This window comes from Bradyrhizobium sp. WSM4872 (assembly GCF_055811715.1).
This window is the reverse complement of sequence record NZ_JBVVPT010000034.1, coordinates 21,371-39,029: the sequence shown is the minus strand read 5'-3', so window position 1 is coordinate 39,029 and position 17,659 is coordinate 21,371. Positions and strand designations below refer to the sequence as shown.

The following is a 17,659-nucleotide window of genomic DNA, read 5'->3' as shown; positions in this document are numbered from 1 at the left end:
TCAACCCATCCAAAAGTCAAAACAGGACTGCGGTAAATGGCTGTCCTGGCTCGATTTTTGGGGAACTCGGCAGGGTGTGGCGAGGTGGCGCAGCCAGGTCGGTCAGCCCCTCACTGGAAGGTCATGTCCAGGCATTTGGAGATGTCGGAGCCGAGGCCGGAGGAGATGATGATGCAGCCGCGGACTTTCTGCGCGCCGACGTCGGCAGCCCAGACCGAGTAGCCGCCTGGGCCGAAGAACGAATTGGTGTTCGGCGGCTCGGTCTCGGTGGCGTCGAAATCGTAATGGCCGTCGGTGTCGAAAATGCGCGGCTTCTTGGTGCAGGCGCCGTCGGTCTGGACGTTGATGACTTCCTTGTTGTCGCGGGTCAGCGCCAGCGAGACCTGGCAGCGGAAATATTCCGAGGTCTTGGTGTTGAAGAGATAGGTGTAGGACTTGCAGGTCGCGGTGTTCAGCTTGCCCGGGGCAAGGCCGCGGCTGCACGAAATCCTCTGGTTGTGGCTGAGCTGGTAATCATCGGCCCGGGCGGCCGGCGCGAGCGCCGTCAGCATCAGGCCGGCGGCCCAGCAAGCTTTCATGACGAGGTTCATTCGAATCATCCCCTACCCAATGTTTTTGTCGAATTGCGTTCTAGACGGAAAGCGGAACATAGTCGCGCGGGGACGAAGGGAAAATCACAAACTGCTCGGCAAGACGTGAAGCGCTGCGGCGCTTTCGCAAATTGACCTGGAAGCGCCGTTCGTGATTTGTTCAAACCGGGAGCCTCGATGGGGAGGATAGGGTAATGGCATTTTCAACAAAGACTTTTTTGGTTACGGCCGTGCTCGTCGCGTTCGCTGCGCCCGCATTGGCGCAGACCGTTGCAACACCTTGGGAGCTCAAGCCCGACACCGGCTACGCCTATGACAAGGACGGCAAGACCTTTTCCTACAAGATGGGCACCAGCAATGCCGGCGAACTTCTGAAAGGCGCCAAGAAGGTGCCAAAGGGCACGCTGTTCTTCCTCGGCCACAACGGTCAGCTCTACATGCGCAGCGGCCCGTACCTGGAAGGCGACGGCAAGTTCAGGTTCGGGTCGGATCAGTAGCGGCGGCGGTCAGCTGGGCGAGAGCGCCGCGGCGCGCTCGGCGTCATCGTCCGCGCAAGCGGACGATCCAGTATTCCACAGATCGCGTGCTTGAATCGAGAGGCCGCAGCGTACTGGATGCCCCGGTCAAGCCGGGGCATGACAGTGGAAGATATGGCAGGGCGAATGTCTAAAACGCTCCCGCCAGCTCCCGCGCGCCGGCGTTGTTGCTGTTGCTGTCCATCCTCGTATCCGTCACCGCCAGCAGCTTCGCCACCGTGTTGTGGCGGATCGCGACCGGGTTGCGCTCGTAGCCGCCGCGCTGGAAGAAGTTCGAGGTCGGCACCTGCTCGCGCATCGCCTGCGGCATCGTCACCATGTCGAGGCCGGTGCCGTCGCCGGTGAGGTTCATCATCTCGAGCTCGGCCGCGCTGAGCGGGCGGCTATAGCCCTTGGCACGCGCGAACAGCACCGACGTCAGCAGCTTGTGAGTCTGCAGCATCGGCCCGATATCGATGTCGAGCACCATGGCATGCATGGCCCAGCCCTGCGCGGTGTTGCCGATCTTCTCATGCTCCGACCAGGTGTCGGGCACCGATTTGGCATGCGCCACCATCTTCTTCAGGACGGTAAGCTTGTGCTCAAGCGTCTGGCGCGCGGGGCCAGAGGCCCTCGCGACCTTGTCGGAGAGCGCGCGGATGAATTCATGGCCTTGCTCGGCCAGCAGCTCGACGCTGTTGGTCGTCAGCAGCTGGTTGTAACCCATCGCAGTCGAAATGGCGCGCTTGCCGCCATGCTCGATTCCCGCCTGCACGTCGTAACTGCCGGTGCCGCCGGTCTCGAACGCATAGACCCGCACCGCCTGCTCGCGCGTCAGCCCCGAGGCCAGCGCGTAGCGTGCATAGACGCGCTTGAACTCGACTTCGCTGGACGGCCGCTGCGGCGTGAACTGATAGAGTTCCTGCACCGCGCGCAGCAGATCGGCGACCACGGGGATCTGCTTTTTCGTCGGGCGGTCCGGGGTTTCCTCCGGCTCCGGATTCACCGGCCGTTTCGGCCCGTTATAGAGCGGTGGATGCTCCAGCACGTAATCGTCGAGCGTGACCTGCTGCCCATTGCGCCGCTTGGCGTTGCGGCCTTTCCGTTTCTCGGAGATCTGGCTCCAATAGGCGCCGGCTTCCTCGTCGAACGCAGCACGCGCGGCCTGATACTCCTGCAGCTTGCGGCGATATTCGAGCATGGCGGGCGACACACCGCCTTGCGCGAAAAACTGCGACAACAGCTGGGCTTTGGCATTGCGGACGGCCGGGGGAAGCGCGTCGGATTCGCCACCGCGCGCGGCAGGCGCGAGCAGGACGAGCGCGAGTGGAACCAGTCTCACGGCATTTCGAATCGATTGATGCATGCTGCCCTCTTAGCAGGCATCCGGTAACCGTCACGTTAACACGTCGTTTACCTCGTTTTCGCCCCTCCCGTCACTTCCAGGCGAACACCGGCTGTTCCAGCTCGCTGACGCGGGTGTGCCGTCCTGCCAGCACTTCGCGAAACTGGTAGATCAACGCCGCCGTCGGTGCGTGGATCAGGCTCGACTGATGATGGAAGCGGATCACACGGCGCGTGCTCTCGGGGATCGCGACGAAATCGAACGCATCTTCGCGCTCGACCGTCGCAAGCGCGATGCGATGAACGGAGGCGACCTCGTCCGGGTTCGGTTTGATCGCGGCACTATCGGCGGCCCAGACCACGACCGGGGTGATCAGATAGCCGGAGCGGGTCGGATAATCATCGAGCGTGCCGAGCACCTCCACGCCGGTCAGGTGAAGGCCAAGCTCCTCGTCGAGTTCGCGTAGCGCCGCCTCGACCGGCGTCTCGCCGGCATCGCAGCGTCCGCCGGGCAAGGCCCATTGACCTCGATGGGCGCGCAGATGCGATGCGCGCAGCGTGAGCAGCAACGCCGTGTCATCGCCCTCGCTGGCCGCGGTCAGCGCAATTGCCACCGCGGCGCGCTTCAACACCGCTGGCACCTCGTCCTCCGGCAACCGCGTGAAGGCCGCGCAGGCAGCCGCGATATTCCGCCGTGTGGCATCGTCGAACGGTCTCATGATGCTTGACTACACCACGTCCGGCCCCGATGAAATGAGATCGCACGACGCGCTCAGGAATGGACGACATGACCAACAAGGCAGCCGCAAGGCTGAAAGCAGACGGCTGGACCATCCTGGAGACCACGGGCTTCATGCACCTGATCGGCCCATTGTGGGAGCGCAAGGTCGACGGCCAATACGAATTCGCACTTGCAACCGAGGACAAGCACCACAACCGCCGCGGCATGGTCCAGGGCGGCGTGATGATGACGTTCGCGGACCGTACCTGCGGCATGACCGCCCGCTACGTCTCCGGCAAGGAGTTCATGGCGACGGTGCAGCTCGACACTCATTTCGTCGAAGCCGGCCAGATCGGCGACATCCTGATTTCACGCCCGCGCGTGGTGCGCTCGACGCGCAGCCTGATCTTCATGAGCACGGAGGTCAGCGTGGACGGCCGCTGCGTGGTGATGGCCAATGGTGTGTTCAAGATCTTGAAGGGGCCGGGGTAGCGGTGCTGCGTTCACTGCGCTCCACAAATTCCGCCGTCGTCCCGGCCCCCCGTGCGCAATTGCGCACTAGGCCGGGACGACGCTCAGGGATTGCTTCGCTGCGCTCGCAATGACGGAGTGAGACGGCTATGCTGGCGCGTCAACAAGCGTCGAGGAAACCACCCATGCAATATCGCCAACTCGGCCGCAGCGGCCTCAAGGTGTCGCCGATCTGCTTGGGCACGATGATGTTCGGCGGGCCGACCGATGAGGCCACCTCAAAGCGCATCATCGCGAAGGCGCACGAGGCCGGCATCAACTTCATCGACACCGCCGACGCCTATTCGAAGGGTGCATCTGAAGAAGTCGTGGGACGCGCCATCGGCAACAACCGTCACGCCTGGGTGCTCGCGACGAAACTTGCGAACCCCATGGGCGAGGATCCCAACCGTGTCGGCCTGTCGCGGCGCTGGGTATTGGAGGCGGCGGATGAGAGCCTGAAGCGGCTCGGCACCGATCACATCGACATCTATTATCTGCACAAGGAAGACCATGCGACGCCGCTGGAGGAGACGGTGCGCGCGATGGGCGACCTGATCCGCGCCGGCAAGGTGCGCTATTTCGGCGTCTCGAACTACCGCGCCTGGCGCGTCGCCGAAATCTGCAACATCTGCGACCGGCTCGGAATCGACCGGCCCGCGGTGAGCCAACCCTATTACAACGCCATGAATCGCATGCCTGAAGTCGAGCACTTTCCGGCCTGCTCCTACTACGGCCTCGGCATCGTGCCCTACAGCCCGCTGGCGCGCGGCGTGCTGACCGGCAAATACAAGCCCGACGCGGCTCCCGACAAGGAGACGCGCGCAGGCCGCAATGACACGCGCATGATGCAGACCGAATGGCGGCCGGAATCGCTCCAGCTCGCGCAGGAGATCAAGACCCACGCCGAGAAAAAGGGCATCACCGCAGGCCAGTTCGCGGTCGCCTGGGTGCTGAACTCCGCCTTTGTCTCCTCGATCGTTGCCGGTCCGCGCACTGAAGAGCAATGGGACGGCTACACCGGCGCGCTCGACTATCGCTTCACTATGGAAGACGAGGCGCTGATAGACAGACTGGTCGTGCCAGGTCATCCCTCGACGCCGGGCTACAACGACCCGGCCTATCCGATTGAAGGACGTCGCGCGCGGACCGCCTGAGCCGGAGACAAGAATGGCCCTCGAAGATCGCTATGGCCTGTCGATCTCCACCTCTTCGCCCGAGGCGGCATCCGCCTATCGCGAGGGCGTCGACCTCATGCTCGCCGGCTGGACCGGCACGGCGGAGACTCTGGAGCGCGCGATTGCGGCCGATCAGGATTTTGCGCTGGCCCATATCGCCCGCGCCCGCCTGCATGGCTTCTATCAGCAAGGCGATCTGGCACGGCAGAAGGCAGCCCGCGCGCGCGAGCTCGTGGCGAACCGCGGCACGGAACGCGAGCGTTCGCATGTCGAGACGTTGGCGCTCGCAATCGAGGGCCGGCTGCCCGAGGCAATCGCGGCGACGATGAAGCACGTCGAGGCGTGGCCGCGCGACGCATTAGTGCTGTCGCTGCCGCTCGGCGCGTTCGGCCTGTTCGCGTTCTCCGGCATGGCCGATCACGACCGCGCGCGGCAGCAGCTGTGCGAGCGCGTCGCGCATCGCTATGGCGAGGATTGGTGGTTCCTCACCATGTACGGCTGGGCGATGACCGAGAACGGCAATGTCAGTCGCGGCCGCGGCGTCACCGAGCGCGGCTTCGATCTGCGCCGGCAGAATGCCCATGCCGCGCACGCCGTGCTGCATGCGATGTTCGAGGGCGGTTCGATCGAAGCGGCCGACCGGCTCGTCGACGACTGGATCCCCTCTTACGACCGCGCCGGGATCTTGCACGGCCATATCCGCTGGCATCAGGCGCTCGGCGCACTGGAGCATGGCGATGCCGCGCGGGCGCTTGCGATCTATGCCGATGTGCTGCAGCCAAAGGCGACACAGGCGCCGCCGCTCAATCTCGTCACCGACGGCGCGTCATTGCTCTGGCGCTTGTCGGCTTACGGCCACGCCGTGCCGAAAGCGCTCTGGGTCGAAGGCGATGCCGCCGCGCAAAAACTGTTTCCGAAATCGAGCCTGCCCTTCGCCGACGTCCACATGGCGCTGTTCGCGGCCGCGACGCAAAATCGCGAGGCGCTCGCCGCGCGTCTTGCCGTGATCGAGCAGCGGCTCGCCGACGGCAAGCTCCCGGCCGGTCCCGTGGTGCCGGCGGTCTGCCGCGCGCTGGCAACCTTTGCGGACGAGGATTACGCGGCATGCGTGCAAATGCTCGCGCCGGTCCTCGGTGAGGTCGTGCGTCTCGGCGGCAGTCACGCCCAACGCGAACTGATCGAGGACACTTTTGTCGTCGCCCTCATGCGCAGCGGCGACCTGCCCCGCGCCCGCGCGTTACTCGATGCCCGCCTGCACCGCCGTCCCTCCCTGCGCGATACGCGCTGGAAGGCGACGATGGGCTAGCTCCGCCACGAAAAAAACACCGGCCGGGCGGCAAGTGCCGGCCGGGAACGGGTTGGGCGATATGGGCGAATCGCCGTTGGGGTGGCGCGGTGGTATTTCAGACGAATCAGGCAGAACAAACGGGATCGCAACCAATTTACGGTTCGACGGTTGTCGGACGGAACTTTCCCGTGGTTCCCTGGCATGTGAACCTTCCGATGCGCCTCTGCCGACCAGTCCTCACCGCCGCCCTCATCGCCTTGGCAAGCCCTTGTTTTGCCGAGTCTTCCTTGTCGATTCCCGTGAACAACCCTCAGGCCGCAAACGCCTTCGTCGACCTGCTGGCGCTGATGTCCGGCCACTGCAAGACGTTGAAGGTCGCCGGGCGCACCTTCGCCTGCAAGACGGTCGCCTACGCCCATGGTGACAAGGGCCGGGTCAATTTCGCGGTCGCGGTCGACGATCCCGCCGACGAGAATCACGTCGTGTCGTTCTCCGGCGAGAACGGCAAGCGCGCCGACGACAACTCCTACGAGCTGCCGATCGACCGCATGCTGCTCAATTCCAAGGACCGCCCCAAGGTCGACGGGTTGCCGGTGCCGGCCGAGCAGACCTCCACAGGCCTCTGCCGCCAGACCGGCAATTTCGCCGCCAGAAAGGTGACTGACGTCACCTGCTCCGCCACCGACAGCGAGGGCCGCCGCTACGAACTGCTGTTCGTTTCCGACGGCACGCCCGTGAGCGTGCGTCGTATCAGGCAGTCGGCTCCGTCGATCCAGGATCCGTTCAAATAGCGGACCTTGTTCGCTCCGCATGCGGGCGAGGTGAACCGCCGCCTGCGCGGCACAGCCGGATCAAATCCTTTCATTGAAACTTCGGAACCGGCAGGTATGCTCGGACGCGTCCTCATCGAGGAGGCGCCCGTTGCAAACACAGGCAGGCACAGAGTCCAGCAATGCGGATGGTCAAGGCGATCAAGCGGCTCCTGATCGTCTGCCTGTTCGCAACCCTGGCACATGAATGCCCCGCGGCCGACAGTCCGGGGCAGCGCTCGATCCTGGTGCTGGAAGACGCCGACTTTCGTTCGCCGTTCTATTCGGAGATTTTTGCCGGTATCCGCACGGCTGCGAAGGAAAATGGACAGATCCATACCGTGATCTACGGCGAAAGCCTCGATCTCGCCCGTTTCCCGGACCGGACTACGAGGAGAGTCTGGTCGGTCATCTCAAGACCAAATACGCGCACCGGTCGATCGACGTCATCGTCTCCATCGGCGTCGCGTCGGCGAAATTCCTTCAGGGGCGCAAGCACGACATCTGGCCCGCTGCACCCGTGGTTTACGGCTTCGTGCCCGATCTGCCCGAGACGCGCGCGCTGTTCCTACCCGACACGACCGCAATCTTTGCCAAGGTGTCTCCGGCGCAGTTACTGACTGCGGCACGCGCGGTCGTTCCCGACCTGACTGGCGTCGTCCTTGTTGGCGATGCATGGAAAAATCCGCTGACATACGGCCACTGGAAGCAGGAATTCGCGGCCGCGATGCCGGATCTCGAGATTGTCGATCTGTCCGGGATGGTGCTGCGGGAAGTGCGCGAACGGGTCGGCTCCTTGCCCCCTGGCTCTGCAATCCTGACCTCGGCAATGTATTCCGACGGCGAAGGCACCCACTATTTGCCGGCTGCGGCGCTTGCGCGTGTCGCCGAGCACGCGAACCGCCCGATCATCATCACCTCCGATACATTTCTCGGGCGGACGGGAGTTGGCGGCTTCCTGCTGCTGCCCGGAACCATCGGACGGGAAGCCGGCCAATTGGCAATGCGGATTCTCGGCGGCGAATCGCCGTCGAGCATCCCGCCCGTTGCCGGGGACAACGTGAAGCCGATCTTCGACTGGAGACAGCTCAAGCTCTGGAATGTGGACGAAGCTCATCTGCCTCCGGGCAGCGAGGTGCGTTTCCGAGAACCGAGCTTCTGGGAGCAGTATTACTGGCGCGTCATGATCAGTGTCGGCTTGGTGCTGGTGCAGGCGACGATGATCGTCATCCTCCTGCGCGAGCGCAGGCTGCGATTCCTGGCGGAGGTCGAAGCGCGCCAACGCATGTCGGAGCTTGCCCACATGAATCGCCTTGCCACCGCGGGCGAGATGTCTGTCACAATCGCGCATGAGCTGAGCCAGCCGCTCGCCGCCATTCTGATCAATGCAGAGACCGCCGAGCAGCTGTTGCAGATACCGGCACCCGACCTTGGCGTGATCAGGGATATACTGGGTGACATTCGCCGAGACGATAAGCGCGCCAACGAGATCGTCGTTCAGGTGCGCTCATTTCTGAAGAGGGCCCGCACAGAGCGGAGCGAGCTCGACCTCAACGCGGCGGTCGGCGACGTGTTTAGGTTCCTCTCCGTTCAGGCCCTGACCTACGACGTTGCGCTCGCGACGGACCGATCGGCCTCGGATATTCACGTAACTGCCGACAAAGTGCAGCTCCAGCAGGCTATTCTGAACCTGGTCATGAATGCCATCGAAGCGGTGGCCGATCTGCCGGAGGATCGGCGACGCATCGTCGGTCGAACCAGCCTTGCGGGCAATCAGGCCATGATCTCGATCGCAGATGACGGCGACGGCATCTGCACAGAAAAGATAACCGAAATCTTCAAGCCGTTTTTCACAACCAAGACGCAGGGCATGGGAATCGGCCTCTCGATCACGCGCACGATCGTCGAGGCACACGGCGGGCGGATCTGGGCCGAGAACGCGCCGACCGGAGGCGCCGTCTTTCATATCAGCCTGCCGCTGGCCGCCGCGCGATCGTGAGTCGAGGCCTTCTGCCGCCAGACGTCAACCATCGATATGATGGTCACCATACCTCGGAGCGACCCATGACGCGCGACCGCCTGTTTTTGCTGCGTCCCGGGTTCGAGGACCCGACCTTTCCTGGACGCCGCTTCTATTGCTGGCATTGCGCGCTGATCGAGGGCGTGCTGGTCTCGTTTCCGCAGCTCGCCGGCAAGCTCGACATCGAGCGCATCCCGTGGCCACGCCCGCGGCAAGCCGTGATCCCGCTGGCCGGTGAGGAGAACCAGTCGTTACCGCTGCTCGTGCTGGCGGTTGGAGCGACCTCGCCGCACCAGACCGGCAGCTATCAGGACCGCGCGTTCATTGCTGACAAGGACGCCATCCTAGCCGCGCTCTCCGAACGCCACGGCTTTCCCGATCCGCATCCGTGAGGGGGAGAGCGCGTAGCCTGCAATCACGTCGCGAAACGAGGGAAAATTGACATTGCGTGTCGTCACTGTCGCCTCGCATAGTCGGCGCTGCAAGTAAGTCTGCAAGTAAGTCTGCAAGTAGGTCTGAAAGCCGCCCCTCATGTCACTCGCGCTTCCCGCCCTCATCGTCGTCGACGTCCAGCGTGCGTTCGACGAATGGGAGGCGGCGGGCAAGCGGCGCAATAACCCGGATGCAGTGGCACGTATTGCCGATCTCCTGACGGCGTTCAGAACCAGCGGCGCGCCTATCTTTCACATTCGTCATGAGGGCACCAAGCCGTCCTCCTCATTTCTGCCAACGAGCTCCGGATATGCCGCCAGGGACGAGGCACGCGAGCGGCCGGGCGAGATCGTGATCGTCAAGCGCGTCAACAGCGCCTTCATCGGCACCGATCTGGAAAGCCGCCTGCGCGCGGGCAACATCGGCACTCTCGTCATTTGCGGCGCCACCACCAATCATTGCGTCGAGACGACGACGCGGATGGCCGGCAATCTCGGCTTCGACGCACGGCTGGTGCGCGACGCGACCTGGACGTTCGAGCGGGTCGGGCCGGATGGCGACAGGCATTCTGCGGAGGAGATCCATGCGATGACGCTGTCGAACCTCAACGGCGAATTCGCGCGCATCGTCACCACCGATGACGTGATTGCATCATTCGCGGCAGAGTGATGGCGGAGTTACGGCCACGCCCGTGATGCGACAATAAATCTCACGAGACGCACGTAGCCGCGCGAACCGGACGCCCATGAAACTGCGTCGTTTCGACGCCCGCACTGGCCGGAACGTGCCGGATGACCATGTGTTGTCACACGACATTCAACTGGAGTGATGACATGAAGTATCTCTTTGTCGCGATGACCGTCGGTGCTGCGGCGCTTGCCGGCGGGTCGGCGGCGAACGCGGCCAATCATTCAAGCGCGAAACACAACGCGCCAGCGGCCCAGTCGACCGATATCAGCGCGCAGCACAGGCACCACCATCATGGCCATCGCCATCACTGGCGTCCTCACCACCATCACGGCTATCATCGTCCGCACTACCGGAGCTACGGCTATTACCCGCGGCACCACGGCTATTACGGCGGCGGTCCGTACGGATATTATGGCGGCGGCGGTCCCAGCGTGACGTTCGGCTTCGGCGGAAGTCGCTGGTAAGACGGTCGCTGGTAAGACGAAGGCCCGCGGGATGCGGGCCTTTTTCTTGACTGTAAGCTATCCCCGCAAGATAAATCCCACCGTCTCTAAACCGCTCGCCAACGCCGCTTCAACCGTGCCCATGTCGGCTCCGCGATAGAGCGCCTCGCCGGAGAACAGCACTGGGCCGTCGGCGCGCGCGAGGATCGCTTGCGCCTCGCGCGTTCGCGGCGTCGCCCAGGAATAGGCGCCGCGGGCGTAGGGATCGCGCGCCCAGTTTGTCGCAACGGCCGCGATGAGCTCGCGCGCCAGGTCCTCACGCGACAGGCCGAAGACGGTCGCAAGCGAATCGAGCCCGGCATCGATCAGCCCTTGCGGATCGAGGTGCGACAGCGCTGCCGTGCGCGGGCCGCCGAACCATCCGGTCAGCACGAGATGCCGGTTCGGATATTGCGTCCACCATACCGGAATGGCCTGGTCGGACAAAAGGAAGCTCATGTCCGCGAGCTCTTCCTTGCGCTCGCGCCACCATGGCCGCCTGAAGCGCAGCAGGATTTTTATCACGTTGCCGAAGCCGATGTCGTCGGCCGCCGCCGCCTTTGCGCGCGCGTGGCTCGGCAGCCTGATCTCGCGCAGCAACGGCAACGGAACAGTGAGGATCACGCGATCGCAGCCCTGCAGGCCGCCGTCGACACAGCGAACGGCGATCGCGCCGCCCTCCTCCTCGATCGCCGATACCACGCAGCCGAAGCGAAAACTCACGCCAAGCTTGCGGCACTCGGCTGCCAGGAAGTCGATCATCCCACCATAGCCGCCCTTGACCCGCGCCTGCGGTGAGTGCCCGCCAGCCATCCATTCCTCGCGCAGCGCCAGCGTGGAGGCGCGCTCGGGATCGGCCGCATCGTAGCCCTCGACCATTCGCTCGATCGCATGGCGCAGCCGCGCGTGCTCATCCCCGGCAAAATGCCGGCGCAGGAAATCGGCGACCGTGAGGTCGTCGTTCAATTCCCGAACCACGGCGTGCAGCTCAGCCTCATGCGGATCGTGGCGATCCTCGCGCACGATGTCAGCGCCGTCGAAGCCCCATCGCTCGCCCTCGATCTCCTGAAGGGACAGCCCGGCCTCACGCAGCAACGCGCGCGTGACCGGCGCCTCGCCGTGCACGAATTCGGCGCCGCCGTCGGCGCGGTAGCCGAACTCCGAAGCAGGCAGCGGATGGATGCGGCCGCCGCAGCGCTCGCGCGCCTCCAGGATCGTCACGGTCCTGCCCGCGCGCGCCAGCTCGCGCGCCGCCATCAGGCCGGCCGCGCCGGCACCGGCGACGACGATATGCTCTGATGTTGCCGACATCTCGGTGCTGCTACTTGCCCACGGCCTGCGGATCGTTCTGGATCAGATAGCGCAGCAGCAGGACGCCGCCGCCGAGATCCCGCGTGCTCTCCAGCCTCATCGCGCTCAGCGGTGCACGCCGGTCGCCGTCGGAGTCCGTGGAATCGAACACGAAGGGCGCGCCCTTGGCTCCGTCGATCGCGGGACTGAGGATCAGGTTGAACTCGTCGATCAGGCCGGCACGCAGGAACGCGCCGTTGGCGACGCCCCCGCCCTCCACCAGCAGGCGCTTCACGCCGAGTTCGCGATTGAGAATGTCCAGCGTCAGCGCGAGGTCGATCTCGGACTTGCCGGCAAAGATATAGGACACGCCCTCGCCGCGGAGCCCCGCGAGATGCGAATCGGGGACACTCTCGGTCAGCACGACGACGATCGGATCGCCGCCGATATCGGAGCGGCCCCAGCCGATCTTGCCTTTCGCATCCAGGACGACGCCATAGGTTTTCGCATCACGTCGCGCGAACCAGTTTTCGCGCGGAAATTTCGCGTCCGCCGTCGTGGGATAGGGCTCGCCCTTGGCGAACTCCGAGCCGGTGACGCGGCCGATCGCCCAGGCATCACCGCCGAGCTCGTCGTGGATCTTCTCGAACCAGTCCGTCCCTGCCCCCTTCGGGCGCCAGCGGCTCGGATGGGTGCGGCCGTCCAGACTCGAATGCATCAGACAGATGACGTAAGGCTTCATGCGTATCTCCGGGCCGCGCTCAGGCGGCCGGCTCATTGCCCTTCTCATTCCCCGTGGCGCGATCGTTCACGATCACCGCGAGGGGATTGAGCTTTGGCGGCGCGGCGAGTTTCAGCGTGTTGGTGTCGCGATGGTTGAACGGCGCGCCGCGCACGAACAACTCGGTCTGGATCAGATAGGTCCAACTGCCGTCGTCGTTGAAGGTGATGTCGCAGCGGTAAGCGTCGGTGCGGAACGCTTGTTCCAGAAAATCAGTCGAGCAGATCCCGTAAGCGGTATCCCCACGCTTGGCGGTGACGGAGATCGCTTTGTCGTCCGGCCCGGCCTTGCCCGACGCCAGCAGCACCTGCCCGCGCGGGATCGCCAGCGTCTGCATGATCAACCCGGTCGCGGGCTCCCACAACCAGTAGCCGACCTGGTCGTGGAAGGTGATGTCTTCCTCGGGCGTGTTGATGTGGATGTGATAGCGCAGCCCGTAGAGCAGCTGCGGCCCGTTGGCCTGCGGATCGATCGGGTCCATCCGGATGCGCTCGATGAACGTCCGCCGCTCCGGCCCCTGCGCCTTCGGATTGATGTCGATACCCTTGTCGGCCTGCCAGCTGCCTGCGAGACGGCGGAGCGGGCCGAGATTGGCAAGGCCGTCGGGCGAGACATCCTCGGGCTCGGTGAAGATATCGGCTGGAAGGGGGAGCATGGGTGTCCTCGCGTCATTGCGGAGGCAGCAATAGCACGAGAGTGCGGGCGTGGCTCGTTCTCAAGCCTCACAATCGCGAATGGACATAGGCGCCACGCGCAGACGATCCATGAGCGAGCCACCTGATAACAGGCTACACTGACCGGCTGGAATGATATGTGTCGTCAATTACGGGCTGATTGTCGACGCGCTTGCGACTTGCCTCGTGCAATCGGAGGAGAGGCCATCCGCGCTGCTACTTCAATGCAAGGCTGCTGCAATATGCCGAGGTTTCGCCGGACCGCCAACCGGTGACGCGTCCCGCTTCCTTGCACTCGTCGTAGGTCTTGTAGTTGCCGACGTTGCGGCACGTGAACGAATAGACGCCACCCGAAACGTTGCAACCGACCCAGGGCTTGTCGCCCGCCTTGAAGCTCGATTGACAACCGCCGACGCAGCTGCCCGTGGCGGCGGCGAGCTTGGCAAGCTTCGTGGCGTCCGAGGTCGGCGCCAGTGACGCCGTCGAAGCGGCTGACGTGCGCGATCCGGTCCCGCGAGCTGTCGCGTGATGCGCTGGCCGGTGTGGCCGCGCCACATGCTTCGGCGCATCAACCATGACGCCGGGAAGCTGGGTGTCGGCGGCGGTCGTGGTCGGCGTCGGTTGCGACATCGCGGTGCCGCCGAGGGCGCACAGGAGCAGTGCAACCGATGAGATGGCGACAGCGGGACGCGTAACGAAGCATGATGACAACGTCATGGCCATGTCCTTCCAGATGGGGACGGTCAATCCCGTCCCGAGGGCCAGGATATCACGCCCTGATCCAGGTTGCATTGGAGAGGAACCATGCAACTTGACACGGCCTGCCGACGCCGCATCGCGGGGGCAAGACGGCGGCGCGGTCGGCGGACCTGCGCGCGGACGGCCCCGGAACCTGTCGCAATGATCATTCCGCGGTGATCCAGGACCTGTCCCCGTTCGTTTCCAGACCCACAGGTCGCTTGTCGAGGCGCTATGATCGCTGCTATCCGAGCTTTAGATGCGCCAATCCGGGCGAAGGCCGGTTTTCCCCGGAGGATTGAAGCGCGGCTGTCGACTGGCACGAGCAAAGGGCCGAACACGAAGGTGGACTGGGCTGATCTGATCGGACGCGTCGCCTCGACCGGAGACCGGGAGGCCTTCAAGCGCCTGTTCGGGCACTTCGCGCCACGCATAAAGGGACTGATGCTGAAGGCCGGATGCAGTTCAGACGAGGCGGAGGAGATTGCTCAAAATACCCTGATCGCCGTCTGGCGGAAGGCAGGCCAGTTCGATCCTGCGACGGCCGGGGCCGCGGCATGGATATTCACCATCGCGCGCAATTTGCGAATCGATTTGTTCCGCAGCAGGGCGCGGGCAGACCGCCTGCGGGGCACCTCTGAGCTTCCCGAGACGCCGGATCCCGCCGAACCCGCGGATGCCGTCATGTCTCGCGTGCAGGATGCCGCGCGGATCAATTCGGCGGTCAAGCAGCTCTCGATGGAGCAATCCATGGTGGTGAGGTTGTCGTTCATCGAGGAGAAGCCGCACCCGGAAATCGCAAGCCTGCTCGGCATTCCGCTTGGAACGGTGAAGTCGCGGATCAGGCTGGCGATGAACCGCCTGAGAGACATATTGGACGAAGAAGCATGACGATCAGCCATCATCCACCGGAAGATCTTTTGGCCGACTTTGCGGCCGGCAGGTTGGAGGAAGCCCATCAATTGGTGGTGGGGGTGCACGTTGCGGGTTGCGCACGGTGCGGCCGGTTCGTGCAGGCCATCGAGCAACTTGGCGGCCTGGCGCTTGAAGATGTCGAGCCGGTGCCGATCGCATCGGATGCGTTCGAGCAGGTGATGTCGCGCATTCACAACGCTCCTGAAAGACGAGCGACGCCGACTGCCGAGGTCGCTGGCGGCAGCGAGCAGGATGTTCCGGCGGCGCTGCGAAACTACCGCATCGGGAAGCGCAGGCGCATCGCTCCAGGTCTGAGCATGCGACCGATCGAGTTGTCAGGATCGGGGACGGCGCGGGCATTTCTGCTTCGCTCCGCGCCGGGGAGCCGCATGCTCGAACACACGCACACCGGAACTGAACTGACCCTCGTGCTCGAGGGCAGCTTCAGCCACGAGGGCGGCCGGTTCGGTCCGGGTGATTTCGACTATGGCGACGACGAGATCGATCATCGGCCTGTGGTGGGCAACGAGGGCCCATGTGTTTGCCTCGTCGCAATGACGGGCGACCTGCGCATGAACGGCCTGCTTGGCAGGCTGATCGGGCCATTCGTGCGGCTTTGATCCGCTCGCCTCCTTCTTCCGCCGGGTGATCCGAACGCGAGCCCGGAGCGTTTCGAAGGAAACGCAAGGGAGACAGGTCATGGCCGGCTTAAGCCTGACAGCACAGGCGCAGAGCGAAACATTGCCCGAACTGCTGGCATGCGTTTCGGCGGGCGACACACGGGCCTTCGCAGCGCTGCACGTGCTGACGCGGAGCAGGCTGCGCAGGACTGCGCTCGCCGTGGGAACTCCGCCCCACGACATCGAGGACATTCTTCAGGAAGCCTATCTGAAGATCTGGCGCAACGCGGGTCGGTTCGACAGCGGCCGCGCTTCGGCGATGACCTGGATGTCCGCGATCGCCCGGAATACCGCCATCGACCATCTGCGGGTCAGAAGACTGCCGACTCACGAGCTCGACGAGGCGCTTCTGGTTCCGACAATTGCTGATCAGCCGTCGATCGACGATTTCGACTACGCCCGCGCCGGACCGATCGCACGCAGCGTGCTGGCTCGTTTGCCGGAAGACCGCCGCAGGCTGGTTGCGCTGGCCTATCTCGAGGGTGAGAGCCGCGCCAGCTTGTCGCGGCGCTTCGGTGTGCCGGTCGGCACCATCAAGACCTGGCTGCACCGAACCCTTCTGGCGGTACGCAAGGACTGCCTTGCCGCATCGGCTGCAGCCTGAAGCAGGCGAGGACCCCGCGCGTGGCCGCAGAGATCATCGAATTCCCCAACCCTGGACACCAGGACCCGCTCGTAACCTCCGTTGCGAGGCTCGAGCAGATAGTGAGAGAGGTCGACCGTCTGGCAGCCGAGCAGCCCCCGGACGGGCTCGATCAACTGCTCGTTGTCATGGCGCGCTTCGGTGATCGACTGGTCGATCTTGCGCAGCTCGTGCTTGACGACGATGCCAGGCTGAGTGTCCAGATCGCGTTCACGTCGCTCTCCGACAAGATCGCGGCGACCAGAGACGCGTTTGACGAGTGCGACGGAGGGAAGGATCTCTGAATTCGGCGCCACCCTGGCCCGTTCGACGCTATGGAGTCAGCTCTGCGGCCGATCCTAATTGAGACGGAGCAACGAGATGTTCAGCAAGGTCGCAAAACCCACCCAGCCGGCATAGAGAATGAAAAGCGTCGCTGCCAGTCGATCGTTCGCCCATTGACGCCAGACAAAGGCGAGGATCGCGACGAACAGCGCAACAATGACGCCTAGCGCTACGTCCATGCGATGAAGCGAAAAGAAGATGGGAGACCATGCAAAATTCAGGATCATCTGCAGGCTCCATAATCTCATCGTCCTTCCGCGCGGCTCCGCCTCGAAGGTTCGGAATCCCGCCACGGCGATCATGAGGAACAGGATCGTCCAGACCGGTGCGAACACCGCATCCGGCGGATTGAAAGATGGCTTGTCGAGGGCCGCGTACCAGGCTCCCGGACGGTTCAGGACCCCGATCAGGATCCCCGCAGCAGGAACCAGAAACAGGAAAGCAGCGCATCGGTACCATCTGCCGCGCTTCCGCTCGCCATCGTGCCGCAGCGCCCCGTCGTGCGTCCCGTCCATGATCAATGCGCCATCCTTTGAGCGACGAGAAATCCGGTCCAGGCGCTGACACCGGCGAGGAAGGATCCCCAGCCCACGTCCGCAAGAGTGAGCGCCGTCGACCAATTCCTCAGCGTGGCCTGGTTGGTCAGATCGTAGGTCGCATAGGTGAAGCAGCCCAGCATCACGCCGGACGTGAAGGCACGCAGAGCGCCGCCATCCTGCTGAGCCGGCAGCACCGCGAACCAGATCAGGCCGACGGGATACGCCAGATAAAACACTGCTGCGGCGGCGAGGTCGGGCTTCGAGCGCAACATGTCGCCCAGCACCGGCCGGTAAAGTCTCTCAACCATGGTCTTGAGCCAGATCATGTCGAGCGCAACGAAGGTCGCAGCCACCGACAGATATGTGAAAAGCAGGCTCATGTCCGGTCTCCCCTCCGGTGGTGTCGCAACCGGTTCGATAAAGGCAACGCCTGTAAACGACGTGAGCCCTTGGCTGGATCACGCTGCGCCCTCATTCCGCCTTGCCGCGCAACCCC

At 64.1% G+C, this 17,659-nt stretch carries 22 protein-coding genes; 13 read left to right on the top strand and 9 right to left on the bottom strand.

What is annotated here, in order from left to right; genetic code table 11:
- Positions 1-110: 110 nt before the first annotated feature.
- Positions 111-590 carry a hypothetical protein gene (locus AC0L3C_RS31220; RefSeq protein WP_473266244.1) on the bottom strand — a complete coding sequence of 160 codons (480 nt, stop codon included), beginning with the start codon at positions 588-590 and terminating at the stop codon, positions 111-113.
- 194 nt (positions 591-784) lie between these two features.
- On the opposite strand from AC0L3C_RS31220, the gene AC0L3C_RS31215 reads away from it, so the two are divergent.
- On the top strand, positions 785-1,087 hold the full coding sequence (locus tag AC0L3C_RS31215) for a hypothetical protein (protein WP_473409868.1): 303 nt from the start codon (positions 785-787) through the stop codon (positions 1,085-1,087).
- Positions 1,088-1,256: 169 nt separating this feature from the next.
- On the opposite strand, the gene AC0L3C_RS31210 is transcribed toward AC0L3C_RS31215, so the two are convergent.
- Both AC0L3C_RS31210 and AC0L3C_RS31205 read right to left on the bottom strand, forming a co-directional pair.
- Entirely contained in the window at positions 1,257-2,471 is a 1,215-nt protein-coding gene (locus AC0L3C_RS31210; protein WP_473409867.1) for a hypothetical protein, read from the bottom strand.
- A gap of 70 nt (positions 2,472-2,541) precedes the next feature.
- The gene (locus tag AC0L3C_RS31205; RefSeq protein WP_473266252.1) at positions 2,542-3,171 is read right to left on the bottom strand and encodes an NUDIX hydrolase; all 630 of its coding nucleotides are present in this window, start codon (positions 3,169-3,171) and stop codon (positions 2,542-2,544) included.
- 65 nt (positions 3,172-3,236) lie between these two features.
- Between AC0L3C_RS31205 and AC0L3C_RS31200 the strand changes: the two genes are divergently transcribed.
- From AC0L3C_RS31200 to AC0L3C_RS31165, 8 genes are all read left to right on the top strand, one after another.
- Positions 3,237-3,662, top strand: a complete 426-nt coding sequence (locus AC0L3C_RS31200) for a PaaI family thioesterase (RefSeq protein ID WP_473278719.1) — start codon at positions 3,237-3,239, stop codon at positions 3,660-3,662.
- A 164-nt stretch (positions 3,663-3,826) separates the two neighbouring features.
- The gene (locus AC0L3C_RS31195) at positions 3,827-4,837 is read left to right on the top strand and encodes an aldo/keto reductase (protein WP_473278720.1); all 1,011 of its coding nucleotides are present in this window, start codon (positions 3,827-3,829) and stop codon (positions 4,835-4,837) included.
- A gap of 13 nt (positions 4,838-4,850) precedes the next feature.
- The gene (locus tag AC0L3C_RS31190; RefSeq protein WP_473409866.1) at positions 4,851-6,164 is read left to right on the top strand and encodes a tetratricopeptide repeat protein; all 1,314 of its coding nucleotides are present in this window, start codon (positions 4,851-4,853) and stop codon (positions 6,162-6,164) included.
- Between the two features lie 197 nt (positions 6,165-6,361).
- Complete coding sequence (locus AC0L3C_RS31185; RefSeq protein WP_473264492.1) at positions 6,362-6,937, top strand: hypothetical protein; 576 nt, start codon at positions 6,362-6,364, stop codon at positions 6,935-6,937.
- A 553-nt stretch (positions 6,938-7,490) separates the two neighbouring features.
- Positions 7,491-8,954 carry a sensor histidine kinase gene (locus AC0L3C_RS31180; protein ID WP_473409865.1) on the top strand — a complete coding sequence of 488 codons (1,464 nt, stop codon included), beginning with the start codon at positions 7,491-7,493 and terminating at the stop codon, positions 8,952-8,954.
- A gap of 65 nt (positions 8,955-9,019) precedes the next feature.
- Entirely contained in the window at positions 9,020-9,367 is a 348-nt protein-coding gene (locus AC0L3C_RS31175; RefSeq protein WP_473409864.1) for a DUF3088 domain-containing protein, read from the top strand.
- Between the two features lie 139 nt (positions 9,368-9,506).
- A complete protein-coding gene (locus tag AC0L3C_RS31170; RefSeq protein WP_473409863.1) occupies positions 9,507-10,076 on the top strand; it encodes a cysteine hydrolase family protein in 570 nt (189 codons plus the stop codon).
- A 164-nt stretch (positions 10,077-10,240) separates the two neighbouring features.
- The gene (locus tag AC0L3C_RS31165; RefSeq protein WP_473409862.1) at positions 10,241-10,561 is read left to right on the top strand and encodes a hypothetical protein; all 321 of its coding nucleotides are present in this window, start codon (positions 10,241-10,243) and stop codon (positions 10,559-10,561) included.
- A 57-nt stretch (positions 10,562-10,618) separates the two neighbouring features.
- On the opposite strand, the gene AC0L3C_RS31160 is transcribed toward AC0L3C_RS31165, so the two are convergent.
- The 4 genes from AC0L3C_RS31160 to AC0L3C_RS31145 form a co-directional block, all read right to left on the bottom strand.
- Positions 10,619-11,890, bottom strand: a complete 1,272-nt coding sequence (locus AC0L3C_RS31160; protein ID WP_473409861.1) for a flavin monoamine oxidase family protein — start codon at positions 11,888-11,890, stop codon at positions 10,619-10,621.
- A 10-nt stretch (positions 11,891-11,900) separates the two neighbouring features.
- On the bottom strand, positions 11,901-12,611 hold the full coding sequence (locus AC0L3C_RS31155) for a RibD family protein (protein ID WP_473278726.1): 711 nt from the start codon (positions 12,609-12,611) through the stop codon (positions 11,901-11,903).
- Positions 12,612-12,630: 19 nt separating this feature from the next.
- The gene (locus AC0L3C_RS31150) at positions 12,631-13,305 is read right to left on the bottom strand and encodes an FABP family protein (RefSeq protein ID WP_473409860.1); all 675 of its coding nucleotides are present in this window, start codon (positions 13,303-13,305) and stop codon (positions 12,631-12,633) included.
- Between the two features lie 235 nt (positions 13,306-13,540).
- Positions 13,541-14,041, bottom strand: a complete 501-nt coding sequence (locus tag AC0L3C_RS31145; protein ID WP_473264371.1) for a hypothetical protein — start codon at positions 14,039-14,041, stop codon at positions 13,541-13,543.
- A 366-nt stretch (positions 14,042-14,407) separates the two neighbouring features.
- Here AC0L3C_RS31145 and AC0L3C_RS31140 point away from each other — a divergent pair, with 366 nt between their 5' ends.
- From AC0L3C_RS31140 to AC0L3C_RS31125, 4 genes are all read left to right on the top strand, one after another.
- Positions 14,408-14,953 (top strand): sigma-70 family RNA polymerase sigma factor, encoded by a 546-nt coding sequence (locus AC0L3C_RS31140; RefSeq protein ID WP_473278878.1) that lies wholly within the window; start codon positions 14,408-14,410, stop codon positions 14,951-14,953.
- Positions 14,950-15,597 (top strand): ChrR family anti-sigma-E factor, encoded by a 648-nt coding sequence (locus tag AC0L3C_RS31135; RefSeq protein WP_473278727.1) that lies wholly within the window; start codon positions 14,950-14,952, stop codon positions 15,595-15,597. The genes AC0L3C_RS31140 and AC0L3C_RS31135 overlap by 4 nt, the downstream gene beginning before the upstream one ends.
- A 79-nt stretch (positions 15,598-15,676) precedes the next feature.
- A complete protein-coding gene (locus AC0L3C_RS31130) occupies positions 15,677-16,261 on the top strand; it encodes an RNA polymerase sigma factor (protein WP_473409859.1) in 585 nt (194 codons plus the stop codon).
- A gap of 20 nt (positions 16,262-16,281) precedes the next feature.
- Positions 16,282-16,584, top strand: coding sequence for a hypothetical protein (locus tag AC0L3C_RS31125; protein WP_473278729.1), 303 nt, complete (start codon positions 16,282-16,284; stop codon positions 16,582-16,584).
- Between the two features lie 54 nt (positions 16,585-16,638).
- Here the strand turns inward: AC0L3C_RS31125 and AC0L3C_RS31120 are convergent, their stop codons facing one another.
- Positions 16,639-17,139: a TspO/MBR family protein gene (locus AC0L3C_RS31120; RefSeq protein ID WP_473409858.1), complete on the bottom strand. Its 501-nt coding sequence runs from the start codon at positions 17,137-17,139 to the stop codon at positions 16,639-16,641.
- Between the two features lie 2 nt (positions 17,140-17,141).
- Positions 17,142-17,543 carry a DUF2177 family protein gene (locus AC0L3C_RS31115; RefSeq protein WP_473278730.1) on the bottom strand — a complete coding sequence of 134 codons (402 nt, stop codon included), beginning with the start codon at positions 17,541-17,543 and terminating at the stop codon, positions 17,142-17,144.
- Positions 17,544-17,659 lie beyond the last annotated feature (116 nt).